This is a genomic window from Mycetocola zhadangensis (assembly GCF_003668565.1).
Taxonomy (GTDB): domain Bacteria; phylum Actinomycetota; class Actinomycetes; order Actinomycetales; family Microbacteriaceae; genus Mycetocola_A; species Mycetocola_A zhadangensis.
The window spans coordinates 365,160-377,446 of record NZ_RCWJ01000001.1; the positions used below are offsets into that span (position 1 = coordinate 365,160).

Annotated in this window: 12 protein-coding genes, 1 tRNA gene and 2 pseudogenes; 11 read left to right on the forward strand and 4 right to left on the reverse strand. The window is 63.4% G+C overall.

Annotation, left to right across the window (positions count from 1 at the left end; all coding sequences use genetic code 11):
* Positions 1-54 precede the first annotated feature (54 nt).
* From D9V28_RS01760 to D9V28_RS01805, 10 genes are all read left to right on the forward strand, one after another.
* Positions 55-933, forward strand: coding sequence for an SDR family NAD(P)-dependent oxidoreductase (locus tag D9V28_RS01760; protein WP_121657994.1), 879 nt, complete (start codon positions 55-57; stop codon positions 931-933).
* Positions 930-2,360, forward strand: a complete 1,431-nt coding sequence (locus tag D9V28_RS01765) for an aldehyde dehydrogenase family protein (RefSeq protein WP_308472393.1) — start codon at positions 930-932, stop codon at positions 2,358-2,360. The genes D9V28_RS01760 and D9V28_RS01765 overlap by 4 nt, the downstream gene beginning before the upstream one ends.
* Before the next feature lie 17 nt (positions 2,361-2,377).
* The gene (locus tag D9V28_RS01770; protein WP_121657995.1) at positions 2,378-3,046 is read left to right on the forward strand and encodes a nucleoside triphosphate pyrophosphohydrolase; all 669 of its coding nucleotides are present in this window, start codon (positions 2,378-2,380) and stop codon (positions 3,044-3,046) included.
* Positions 3,047-3,088: 42 nt separating this feature from the next.
* Positions 3,089-4,405, forward strand: coding sequence for a histidine--tRNA ligase (hisS, locus tag D9V28_RS01775; RefSeq protein WP_121657996.1), 1,317 nt, complete (start codon positions 3,089-3,091; stop codon positions 4,403-4,405).
* 137 nt (positions 4,406-4,542) lie between these two features.
* Positions 4,543-5,823 (forward strand): phosphopyruvate hydratase, encoded by a 1,281-nt coding sequence (eno, locus tag D9V28_RS01780; RefSeq protein WP_121657997.1) that lies wholly within the window; start codon positions 4,543-4,545, stop codon positions 5,821-5,823.
* Between the two features lie 92 nt (positions 5,824-5,915).
* A complete protein-coding gene (locus tag D9V28_RS01785) occupies positions 5,916-6,431 on the forward strand; it encodes an FtsB family cell division protein (protein ID WP_183086396.1) in 516 nt (171 codons plus the stop codon).
* Positions 6,432-6,438: 7 nt separating this feature from the next.
* A complete protein-coding gene (locus D9V28_RS01790; protein WP_121657999.1) occupies positions 6,439-6,969 on the forward strand; it encodes a DUF501 domain-containing protein in 531 nt (176 codons plus the stop codon).
* Positions 6,970-6,973: 4 nt separating this feature from the next.
* Positions 6,974-8,236 carry a S8 family serine peptidase gene (locus D9V28_RS01795; RefSeq protein WP_121658000.1) on the forward strand — a complete coding sequence of 421 codons (1,263 nt, stop codon included), beginning with the start codon at positions 6,974-6,976 and terminating at the stop codon, positions 8,234-8,236.
* A 45-nt stretch (positions 8,237-8,281) separates the two neighbouring features.
* Entirely contained in the window at positions 8,282-9,709 is a 1,428-nt protein-coding gene (locus D9V28_RS01800) for an NAD(P)/FAD-dependent oxidoreductase (RefSeq protein WP_121658001.1), read from the forward strand.
* A gap of 99 nt (positions 9,710-9,808) precedes the next feature.
* A tRNA-Leu gene (locus tag D9V28_RS01805) sits at positions 9,809-9,881 on the forward strand.
* Here D9V28_RS01805 and D9V28_RS01810 read toward each other — a convergent pair.
* The 4 genes and pseudogenes from D9V28_RS01810 to D9V28_RS01820 all read right to left on the reverse strand — a co-directional run bounded on the left by D9V28_RS01810 (position 9,882) and on the right by D9V28_RS01820 (position 11,447).
* A complete protein-coding gene (locus D9V28_RS01810) occupies positions 9,882-10,073 on the reverse strand; it encodes an RCC1-like domain-containing protein (protein ID WP_121658002.1) in 192 nt (63 codons plus the stop codon).
* Positions 10,074-10,133: 60 nt separating this feature from the next.
* Positions 10,134-10,289, reverse strand: a pseudogene (locus D9V28_RS16490) (hypothetical protein); the annotation flags it as partial.
* Positions 10,280-10,378: pseudogene (locus tag D9V28_RS16495) on the reverse strand (hypothetical protein); the annotation flags it as partial. The pseudogenes D9V28_RS16490 and D9V28_RS16495, both read right to left, overlap by 10 nt.
* A gap of 424 nt (positions 10,379-10,802) precedes the next feature.
* Complete coding sequence (locus D9V28_RS01820; RefSeq protein WP_121658004.1) at positions 10,803-11,447, reverse strand: NUDIX hydrolase; 645 nt, start codon at positions 11,445-11,447, stop codon at positions 10,803-10,805.
* Positions 11,448-11,605: 158 nt separating this feature from the next.
* Here D9V28_RS01820 and D9V28_RS01825 point away from each other — a divergent pair, with 158 nt between their 5' ends.
* The gene (locus D9V28_RS01825; protein ID WP_121658005.1) at positions 11,606-12,265 is read left to right on the forward strand and encodes a hypothetical protein; all 660 of its coding nucleotides are present in this window, start codon (positions 11,606-11,608) and stop codon (positions 12,263-12,265) included.
* Positions 12,266-12,287: the final 22 nt, after the last annotated feature.

The following is a 12,287-nucleotide window of genomic DNA, read 5'->3' on the forward strand; positions in this document are numbered from 1 at the left end:
CACCCTGCCGCGCATGGATTAGTCTGGCTTGCACGCAACCAACGGAGGTCCCTCATGGCATTCACCGTCGCGAACGCTCGTGTTTTGATCACCGGCGGAGCATCGGGAATGGGCAGGCTCTACGCTGAGCGGGCGATCCGCGAACAGGCCAGGTCGGTCACGCTCTGGGATATCGACCCGCTCGCACTCGACACAACGGCGAGTGCCCTGTCCGGCTACGGCACGATCGTTCACACCCGCGTGGTGGACGTCTCCCAACTCGATAATGTTCGGGATGCCGCGCGTCACGAACTCGATTCTTTTCGCGTTCCCGATGTGCTCATCAACAACGCAGGCATCGTGCGCGGGAACGATTACTTCTGGGACACCGATTCCGAGCGTGACACTGAACCGACCATGCGCATCAACGCCATCGCGCCGATGCATGTCACGCGGGAGTTCCTGCCTGCCATGATCGGCGACGGCTCGCGCGAGAAGCGGATTCTCAACGTCGCCTCCGCTGCCGGAACCCTGGCCAATCCGCGGATGAGTGTCTACGCGGCATCCAAGTGGGCACTGATCGGCTGGAGCGACTCGGTGCGGCTCGAACTTGAGCGCTCGGGGAACGGCCACGTGAAGATCACGACGTTCTGCCCGTCCTACGTCACAACGGGCATGTTCGAGGGTGCCCGTGGCCCACTGATGACACCCCTGCTCGCTCCCGACGTTGCCGTGCAGCGCGCCTGGCAGGCCATGCTCTCGGGTAAGCCCTTCCGGCTGACTCCGTGGACGGTGGGCCTCGCACGTGGTCTCAAAGGTGTGTTGCCAACGACCGTCTGGGACCGGGTCGCCGATCGGGTCTTCTCGGTGTATTCGAGCATGGATGAATTCACAGGGCGAAGCACTACCGTTTTTCCTCGAACGACTGAGCCAGCAAAGGAAACGAAGGCGTGACGATTACTGACACCGAGGCATCCGCTGGATCAATATCTGTGCAGGCGACGCTGGGGGACCTCCGCCGCACATTCGCCAGGGGAACAACGAAGCCGCTGGCGTGGCGGGTGCGGCAGCTTCGTGCGCTCCGCCGGATGCTGGTGGAACGCGGGCCTGAGCTGGAGAACGCGCTCGCGGCCGACCTGGCGAAGAACCCGACAGAGGCACAGCTTGCTGAATTAGCTCTCGCAGTCGGAGAGATCGACCACACACTTCGCCACCTTCGACGGTGGCTGCGACCGACACGCGTTGCCGTTCCGCTCTCGCTCGCGCCAGCGACCGCGAAGGTGATCCGTGAGCCGCTCGGTGTTGTGCTCGTCATCGGCCCGTGGAATTACCCGATCCAATTGGTGCTCGTGCCGCTCGCCGGGGCCCTCGCGGCCGGAAACGCCGTGATCGTGAAACCGAGCGAACTGGCGCCAGCCAGTTCCGCTTTGCTCGCCGAGCTCATTCCGCAGTACCTCGACCCGTCAGCTGTTCGTGTGGTCGAAGGGGGAGTGGACGAGACCACTGCGCTGCTCCGCGAGCGGTTCGACCACATCTTCTACACCGGAAACGGGCAGGTCGGGCGCATTGTGGCGCGCGCGGCCGCCGAGCACCTCACGCCGGTCACTCTCGAGCTCGGAGGCAAGTCACCGGTGTTCGTCGACGACGACGCCGACCTGACGGCCGCGGCGCGACGGATCGTCTACGCCAAACTGGTCAACGCCGGCCAGACCTGCGTCGCACCCGATTACCTGCTCACCACCGAGAAAACGGCTGCGGCGCTGCTGCCGCACCTGGGAAGCGCGATCACTGAGTTCTACGGGTCCCAACCCCAGGAAAGCGCCGACTTCGGCCGGATCATCAACGATCGGCACTTCGACCGGCTGAGCGCCCTGATTCACAACCGAAAGCCCGCCCTGGGCGGCCAGGTCGACGCGACCACCAGGTACATCGCACCGACGGTGATCGACGGTGTCGCAGCAGACGACCCGCTGATGACCGAGGAGATTTTCGGCCCGATCCTCCCAATCGTGCACGTCTCAGGCGTCAGCGACGCCATCGACTTCATCACCGAGCGCGACAAACCCCTGGCCCTCTACGTTTTCAGCGGACGCAAATCCGTCGAACGACGTTTTCTCCGCGAGACCTCCTCAGGCGCGGTCGGCCTGAACATTCCGGCCGCGCACCTGCTCGTTCCACGTCTCCCCTTCGGTGGGGTCGGCCCGAGCGGCACCGGCCGGTACCACGGCAAGTACACGATCGACACGTTCAGCCACTCCAAGGCCGTGCTGTCGAAACCGACGCGGCCAGACACCCTGCGCCTGATCTACCCTCCGTTCACGGAGTTGCGCGACCGGATCGTCCGAACCGTGGTGTCCAGGACGGGACGTTCACGCCGGTGACCCCCGAACTTCCTCACATGGACGCGCTCGCAACATCGATGAGCACAGTGCTCGACACCTGCGTGTGGAGCAAAACCATGACGCACGAGTCCCTCATCACCTACCTCGTCGAGGAGAGCTACGAGCTCATCGACGCCGTCGAAGCAGGGGATCGCGACGCCCTGCTCGAAGAGCTCGGCGACGTCCTGCTCCAGGTGGTGTTCCACTCTGAAATCGCCAGACGCACCTCCGGCGAAGAGTTCAGCCTCGACGACGTCGCACGCGCGGCAAACGAAAAAATGATCCGACGGCATCCGCACGTCTTCGGCAACGACGTCGCTCTCACCGTCGACGATGTCTACCGCGTCTGGCGGGCCGCGAAAGCCCGCGAGAAAGCCACCCGAACGAGCATCCTCGAGGGCATTCCGCAGGCAATGCCGGCCCTCGCGCTCGCCGACAAGGTTCTCGGGCGGGCAACGCAGGCCGGACTGGATATTTTCCAAACGGATGCTGTCAAGCCGCCGGTTTTCGAGGACGAGGCACAGCTCGGGGCACTCTTGTTGTCGATCGCCGCGAGCGCGAACGAGCAGGGCCTCGACGCCGAGCGTGCGCTGCGGTCAGCGCTCCGCGACGTTCAGGAAACCCTCCGCGCCGCGGAAAACGAAGCAGGCGCAGGAGCCGGTACGCAGGAGCCCTCGGTTCACTGAGCCTCGGCGGGGAGCTCCTCGCGTGCATGACAGAATTGGAGCATGGCTCCTGGCGTAACTCCTCCCCGTGGCATGCGAGATTTCCTCCCGGCAGAGAAGGCGCGACGGGAGCACGCGCTCGGTGTCATCCGCCGGGTGTACTCCAACTTCGGTTTCGACGAGATCGAGACCCCTGTGGTCGAGGACTATGCCCGCCTGCACTCGGGGCTCGGTGGAGACAACGAGAAGCTTGCGTTCAACGTGCTCAAGCGTGGACTGACTCCCGAGAACCTGGCGCAGCCCGCTTCGACTGGCGACCTCTCGTCGCTCACGGACCTCGGACTCCGGTTCGACCTCACGGTGCCGCTTGCCCGGTTTTACGCCACTCACCGCGCCGACCTGCCTCCGGTGTTCCGGTCGATCCAGATCGCGCCCGTCTGGCGTGCCGAGCGACCGCAGAAGGGTCGCTACCGCCAGTTCGTGCAGTGCGACATCGACATCATCGGCGAGCAGGGTCCGCTCGCGGAGATCGAACTTCTCACAGCGACCGCCGCGGCTCTCCGCGAACTTGGGCTCACCGGGTGCCGCGTGCGCATCAACGACCGCAGGCTGCTGACCGGAATGCTCGACGTGTTCGGTTTCGACGCGTCCGAACGCTCACAGGTGCTGATCACCGTCGACAAACTCGACAAGGTCGGCGTCGGGGGAGTGCTCGAAGAACTGCGCTCACGCGGAGCAACCGCGAGCGCCGTCGACGCACTGGAACTCTTCCTCACCCGCGTCACCCCGGAGAACCCAGGCCCGTTCGGAGAAGCCCAAATTCGCGCGCAGCTGCCGGACGGCATCGACGACACGGTGATCGCCGAACTGGCCTCGATCGGCATGGCCGCAGAGCAGGCCGATGCGGCCGCAACGGGCCGCGCTGTCGGCGACGCACCATTCGTCGTGTTTGATCCGTTCCTCGTTCGTGGGATGGGCTACTACACAGGCCCGATCTTCGAGATCGAGCACCCGGAACTCGGCTACTCGCTCGGCGGCGGTGGTCGGTACGACGGCATGATCGGGCGCTTCCTCGGCTCTGAGGTGCCCGCAACAGGGTTCTCCATCGGTTTCGAACGGATCGTGGACCTTGTCACGCTGCCCGAGTCGTCCGTCTCCGACGCCATGGTGCTCGTGTACGACAAGGCAGTGGCCCCGGCGAAACTGGTGTCGCTGAAGGCGGAACTCGTCGCCACGGGCCGGCGCGTTCGGCTCGAGCCGCGAGTGAAGAACCTCAAGGCTCTGCTCGCTCGAGTCCAGGGTGCAGGATTCGGGTCCTTTGCTTTCGTGACCGGAGAAACGGCATCCGTCTCGGATCTTGACATCAAGTTGCTCGACTGACTCGAACACGGGAACGACAGCTCGCGTCACTCTGCGACGTAACGCCCGAGCCGGGAGAAACGCTCATGGCTAGACTGGCTGCGGGTCAACGTCGCTCCACACAATCCACTGGCAACACCTTGAACAGGAGAAATACTGTGGCACTCATTGAGGCTGTAGGCGCTCGCGAAATATTGGACTCACGGGGAAACCCGACGGTCGAGGTCGAGGTTCTTCTCGACGACGGCACCGTCCAGCGCGCAGCTGTCCCGTCCGGCGCATCCACCGGTGCGTTCGAAGCATACGAACTCCGCGACGGTGACACCGACCGTTACCAGGGCAAGGGTGTGCTCAAAGCTGTTGACGCCGTCCTCGACGAGATCAGCCCGGCGGTCGAGGGCCTCGAGGCCGACGACCAGCGCCTGCTCGACAAGGTGCTCATCGAACTCGATGGAACAGACAACAAGGAGCGCATCGGCGCGAACGCCATCCTCGGTGTGAGCCTCGCCGTTGCGAAGGCCGCTGCCGACGCCGCTGACCTGCCGCTCTACCGCTACCTCGGCGGACCGAACGCGCACGTTCTTCCCGTTCCGCTGCTCAACATCATCAATGGTGGATCGCACGCCGACAACGACGTTGACATCCAGGAATTCATGATCGTTCCGCTTGGGGCCGAGAGCTTCTCCGAAGGACTCCGCTGGGGTGTTGAGACCTACCACGCGCTCAAGGCGCTGCTGAAGTCGAAGGGCCTCGCAACCGGTCTCGGCGACGAGGGCGGGTTCGCACCGAACCTCCCGAGCAACCGTGCGGCTCTCGACCTCATCGTCGAAGCAATCACCAACGCCGGCTACACCCCTGGCAAGGACATCGCCCTCGCGCTCGACGTCGCGGCGACCGAGTTCTTCAAGGACGGCTCGTACACGTTCGAAGGCAAGCAGCTCTCGGCTCAGGAGCTCAGCGCGTACTACGCCGAGCTTGTTGCCGCGTACCCGCTCGTGTCGATCGAAGACCCGCTCGAGGAGGAGGACTGGGAAGGCTACCAGCACCTCACCGCCGAGCTCGGCGACAAGGTCCAGATCGTTGGAGACGACCTCTTCGTCACCAACCCCACGCGCCTGGGCAAGGGCATCGACCTCAAGGTCGGTAACTCGATCCTGGTCAAGGTCAACCAGATCGGTACACTCACCGAGACGCTCGACGCCGTCGCCCTGGCGCAGCGCTCGAGCTACACGGCGATCCTGTCGCACCGCTCGGGTGAGACGGAAGACACCACCATCGCCGACCTCGCTGTCGCGACCAACGCCGGCCAGATCAAGACCGGTGCGCCTGCCCGTTCAGAGCGTGTTGCTAAGTACAATCAGTTGCTGAGGATCGAAGAAGAGCTGGGTGAGTCTGCCGTATACGCAGGCCGCAGCGCCTTCCCGCGCTTCACGGCGTAGTTTCCGGGCACTCCCGGTGGCGCGTTGCGCTGCCGGGAGTGTTCTTTTTTGCCCCAGGCGGCACGACACAGCGAATGAGAGGGGCCGGTTACGTGGCTAAACGACCAAACCCCACACGCGGTTCCGCGAGGCGCGGCACCCGGACGGCCCAGCCCGGTGTTCCTGTCACTGAAAGCGATGCTGGCAGCTGGCTCCGTGGCATCCGTTTCTCCGGATTTTCGTTGTTGATGATGGGCATCGTCGTTCTCGGTGTCATCGTTGTCGGGCCGAACTTCAAGGCGTACATTGACCAGCAGCAGCAGATCGCGGCCCTGCGTGAATCGGTGGAGCAGAGTACGGCCGAGATCGCCGAGGTTCGTGACGAACGGGAACGCTGGAATGACAGCACCTATGTGATGACGCAGGCTCGCGACCGCCTCTACTACGTCAACCCGGGCGAGATCAGCTTTATCGTGATCGACGACGTCGACGCCGGAGTTTTCGGTGAGGATGAAGCGCCGGTCAGTGACAATCTCACCGAAACGAAGATCAACTGGGCCGAGTCGATGCTCACTTCGCTTGTCAGCGCCGGGTACGCCGATGTCGTGTCCGATGCCGGACAGGGATAATGGACGAATGACTACTCCGCCATTCGGGTCCGTCTCCGACGAAGACATCCAGATCGTCTCCGCTCAACTGGGCCGCCCGGCGCGTAACGTCGTTGGCATTGCGGCGCGGTGCGTGTGCGGAGCGCCGACCGTGGTTTCGACAGCTCCGCGACTGAGCGACGGAACCCCGTTCCCCACCTTCTACTACCTCTGCCACCCCGCAGCAACGGCAGCGGTGTCGACGCTTGAAGCGACACTGGTGATGGGTGAGTACAACGACCTCCTGCAGGAGGACGCCGAGGTGCGTGCGGGCTACGCCGCCGCCCACGACGCGTACATCGCCGACCGCGAGAGCATCGACGTCGTTGAGGAAATCGCTGGTATCTCGGCCGGTGGAATGCCCGTTCGGGTCAAGTGCCTTCACGCTCTTGTCGGTCACGCCCTCGCTGCGGGACCTGGAGTGAACCCCATCGGCGACCTTGCGCTTGAGCGAGCGCAGTGGAGTCCCGAGGTCTGCCAGTGCGCTGACTACTCGGCCGAGGCCGCGACCGGGAGGTAACGCCGTGACCTCGAAACGTCGCATCCTGCCTGCCGCCCTGGCCGCACTGTTCGTGTTTGGTACTGTCAGTGCCGGTGCGACTGCGGCACACGCCGACCCTGTTCGTGACGCCCAGTACTGGCTCGCGAGTTACGGCGTGGCCGAGGCATGGAACACCACCCGCGGCGCCGGAACCACAATCGCCGTGATCGACACGGGCATTGCCAACGGTCCAGCGGAGTTCAACGGGGCTGTCGTCGCGGGCCACGACGCGTCGGGCGTCGGAAGTGCGGACGGTCGCACCCCCGTCGGCGGCTCAGACGAGAACCCGCACGGGAGCTGGGTCGCGTCCCTGGCTGCAGGCCGAGGAAACGGCGAAGGTAACGGTGTTCTCGGTACCGCTCCGGAAGCGAACCTCATTTCGATTTCCGTTGGATTCCAGACAAGCGGATCCACGGTCCCTTTTGAGGACCAGATAGCGGATGCCATTCACTTCGCTGTGGATAACGGTGCGGACGTGATCAACATGTCGTTGACGACAAACACGCTTGACTGGCCAGAGAGCTGGGACGAAGCGTTCTCCTACGCCGACGAGAAGAATGTTGTCATCGTCGCAGCTGCGGGTAACCGGGGGAGCGGAACCGAGCAGATTGGTGCTCCCGCAACGATCCCAGGTGTGCTCGTTGTCGCAGGAGTCGACCCGTCGGGTGCGGCCAGCTGGAATGCCTCGAGTCAGGGAATCACCCTGGGCGTCGCCGCTCCGAGTGAGGGTCTCGTCGGCGTCTCGCCTGACGGGTCCTACGTGACCTGGGCGGGAACGAGTGGAGCGTCGCCCATTGTTGCCGGTATCGCCGCACTGGTGCGGGCGAAGTATCCAGACATGGATGCGGCCAACGTCATCAACCGAATCATCGCGACGGCGACGCCTGCAGCTGACCAGACGGACGTGCCAAGCCCCATCTACGGATACGGCTACGTCAACGCGGCTCGCGCGGTGAATGCCGATGTGCCTGCAGTGGAAACGAACCCGATGGGTGACCTCGCCGCCTGGATCACGCAGCACAGAAAAGCGGATGCCGCTCCACCGGAAATCCCGACGGACGCGGGAAGCGTTCCGGCCCTGCCACCGCTTGAGACCTCGGCACAGGCGCACAATCCGTTCCTGCCAACCTCCGAATCGCTTCTGTATGTGAGCATCCCGCTCGCCCTCTTTCTAGGAACTGCTACCCTAGTAGTGCTCGGTGCCATAGGCGCCACCCGGCAAATCAAGCGGGTGGCTCGCAGGTAGTAGCCTGTTTGAGTCCTTGCGACCCTCAGTAGGAGAATTCTCACCGTGCCAAAAATTCTTATCGTAGGCGGCGGCTATGCCGGTTTCTACACAGCCTGGAAGCTCGAAAAGTGGCTCCGTCGAGGCGAAGCAGAGGTCACCGTTGTAGACCCGCTGCCGTACATGACGTACCAGCCGTTCCTTCCCGAGGTTGCCGCCGGTTCGATTGAGGCACGGCACGCCGTTGTGGCTCAGCGTCGTCACCTCAAGAAGACAACGGTCATCACCGCGAAGGTGACACACATCAACCACGCCGAGAAGAAGGCGACCATCACGCCTGCCACAGGTGAATCGTGGGAGTTCGACTACGACATCGTCGTCGTCACCGGCGGTGCGGTCTCTCGCACCTTCCCGATCCCTGGCGTCGCAGACCAGGCCATCGGCCTCAAGACCATTGAAGAAGCGGTCGCTATTCGCGACCGTGTCCTCGAAAACTTCGACAAAGCAGCAAGTCTTCCGGCGGGACCGGAGCGCTCACGCCTGCTCAACTTCGTCGTCGTCGGCGGCGGGTTCGCCGGTATCGAGGTGTTCGCTGAGCTGCGTTCGTTCGCCAGTTCACTGTTGAAGTTCTACCCGCAGCTGTCTTTCGATGACGTGGAGTTCCACCTGATCGAGGCCATGGGACGCATCATGCCCGAGGTCAGCCTCAAGACGAGCCACTGGGTCCTGAAGAACCTGGCGGAACGCGGCGCGCTTGTGCACCTCGACACGCAACTGCAGTCAGCGGTCGACGGCAAGATCGAGCTCTCCACCGGTGAGAAGTTCGAGTCTGACCTGATCGTGTGGACAGCCGGTGTCATGGCGAACCCGCAGATCGTTCGCAACACCGACCTGCCCATTGAGGAGCGTGGACGACTCGTTGTGCGCCCGGACCTTCGCGTCGGCACCGACGACGAGATCATCCCCGACGCATGGGGCGCCGGAGACATCAGCGCTATCCGTGACCTGTCCGGCGGTGGCGTCGGAGGATTCTGTGTTCCGAACGCGCAGCACGCTGTTCGCCAGGGCAAGCTCATGGCAAAGAACATCGTTGCGGTGCTGCGAGGCGAAGAGCCCAAGGAGTACATGCACAAAAACCTTGGTGCAGTTGCTGGCCTTGGAATCGGCGTTGGTGTCTTCCAGTCGGGCAAGATCGCGATCAAGGGTTCTCTCGCCTGGCTTGCGCACCGTGGGTACCACGGCATGGCGATGCCGAGTTGGGAGCGCAAGCTTCGCGTCGTCGCAGGCTGGGTTGCCAACTTCTTCCTTGGCCGCGACATTGTCGGCATTTCGGCCGTTCAGACGCCGCGTGCGGCGTTCGAGCAGTTCGCTTCACGGCCCAAGCCGGCGGCGACGCCTGTCGAAGAAGCGCCTGCCGTAAAGAAGGCTCCGGCGCGTAAGCGCACGACTGCAGCTGTCGCTGCTGAGCCGGAAGCTGTCGCAGCCTCCAAGTAAGAATGTTGCACTCGAAGAGCCCGGCCCATAGGGTCGGGCTCTTCGTCATGTGAGCCGTGTTCTCTCCGGGATGGTGATCCCCATAAGCTGGAGAGGTACGCCCCCGTAGTCCAATGGCAGAGACAGGCGACTTAAAATCGCTCCAGTGTGGGTTCGAGTCCCACCGGGGGTACTAGTTTGATCCTTGGCAGATCCGCCCGGCCGCCAGCACTCTGCCATCTTCGAGGGCTGCGACCGTGTGATAACTCCCTGCCGAGACTGCCGTAATGCTGCGCCAAGCAGAGACTTCATCAACGCCGACCATCCGATCCCCGGCCGCAATCACCTTGCCGTCTCGAGTCAGCCAGCCGGCGGCAATGCTCACGACCTGAGTCCAATCGCCGACATCACACTGCCCCGCGTTGTTCCAACCTGTCGCGAGTACCGTGCCGTCCGTGCGCAGCCCGACCGTATGGGCGCGACCGTGTTCGAGGCGGTGTGCGCGCCACCGACGGCAACGGCAACAACGTCTGCCCAGCCTTCCACTCGCCGCTCTTCCGAATTTGGGCGGCCAGCGGCGAGCACTGAACCATCTGCCAATACGCCGGCAGAGTGTTGGCGGCCCGCGGCGATGAGAGCGTGAGCTGGCTCTGGGGTCTGTTCGTACTCATCCTTCGATGGTGCCAGCAATCACATTCGAAAAGATCGACCCACAGCCTGTCGCGTCGACGTGGCCCGCGCCTATGTAGCGGACTTGCCCGAAAACGATCGATTCCAAATGCACTCCGTTTGTTAGAGGATTCCGACAGCTTTGTACCAAGCGCGAACTCAGCGTTGAGCGTGTTACAGATAAGGCACGCCTGCGGGCGATTAAGTCGGGCAGGGGAAACGGGCATCCCAGCTATGACGCGGCGGCGGCTCACCAATGGCGACGCCAGTGCCCGGTGGCCAACCCTCTCGGGAGCATGAAAAGGGAGCTGGTCTGTGGCCATAAAGTGTCGGGCTTGTTCACCCATGATGCTTGTCGTCCTCGCTTGTGGCGAGGAGCACCACCCTCTGCTCGAACGAGAGCTCGTGCCACGTTGAGGAGCGCGTCGCAACCGAAGGAAGCTGGTCACTTTACGACCTGATCCTCCTGAACTCGTCGATGGATGAAGCGGCGTGCCGGTTTCCCGACGGTCCCCGTGGCGAGTTCCCCTGTTTCCCGGAGGAAGGGCGACATTGTGCGGCGGAAACTGTCCCGCATCAGAATTTCTCCGGCGACCTGCTGGTGCAGGTCATGAAGTTGACGGATCGTGAACGGCTCGGCGATGAGGCGGTACGGATCAGGGCGTGCCCGGTAGTCCTGCCTAATTGTGAGCAATGCCCGCTCCACGATTTGGTCGTGATCGAAGGCGAGTGCGCCCGTCTCCGCGGCGGGGACGACGAGGGCAGGTGGGCGGATCGCCGTCCAGGGTGCGACGGCGAGGTACGCCACTGACAGCACCCAGCCGCGGTCGTCGCGGTGGGGCGCGTCGAACACGTGTAACTGCTGCAGCTCGACAGTTTCGATGCCCGTCTTCGCGGCCAGCCCTCGACGAACGGCATCGTCCAACCGTTCACGCTCACGGACGAAGGTGCCTGGGAGTCGGCGTCCGTGACCGTCCTCGATGAGGACTACCGAGAGCGGTCTGTCAGGCGGGACTGTCAGCACGGCGGCGTCCACCGCGACGGAGGGTCGCGGATACGCCGTCAGATCCGGCGAACCAGAAACATTCATATCGCAATTAAAGCAGAAATGCGCTAACGTCGGTGCAGATGAGTTAGCGCGTCATTGCGCTAACCGCCCGAACAAAGAGGTGTGATGAACAATCGCAACGGAGCCGAGACGACGTCACGAGTAATTCGAGCGCTCGCGCTCAAGCGCGGGGGTGTCCTGTGAACGTCTACGGTCACCCCCCTGAAATCGTGGGGCTATTCGAGCTGGAGTTCGAGGAGTACATGCACTACATGTATCTCCCTGTCCGTATACCGGAAGGAAACGGGGTCTCGGACGTGCGCGTTCCCCGCCGACTGGGGTTCGCATCGGAGATGATCGCACGCGCGATCGCGATCGAGGAGCAGCGGAACAACCGGTGGGACTACGTTTACCTCACCGCGCGCCGCGGTTGGGCCACCCCGGGCAATCCGCTGAACCGACCCGGTTGGCACTCCGACTCGTTCGGCAAGCCCGACATCAACTACGTCTGGACTGACCGCTTCCCGACCGTGTTCGCCGAGGGACCATTCGAGCAGATCAGCAACGACCACCTCCGCTCGACCCAGCAGTTTGAGGAGCAGGTCAGCGGCAACGACGACATACGCACGGTGACCTACGGTGACCGGGTTCTTATGCGCCTGGACTCGTCCGTCATTCACACAGCGCCCGAAATCCCAGCCCCGGGAGGCAACCGCTCTTTCATCAAAGTGTCGTTTTCGAACGAACGGTGGAATCTGGCCGGCAATAGTCACAACTACCTCTTCGACTACGAGTGGCAGATGTTCGATCGCGCCCCGATCCGCAGCGATCCGGCGCGAGCGAACGCGGATGCAGTATGACCGCCTCGTCCCTCGGTGAGCG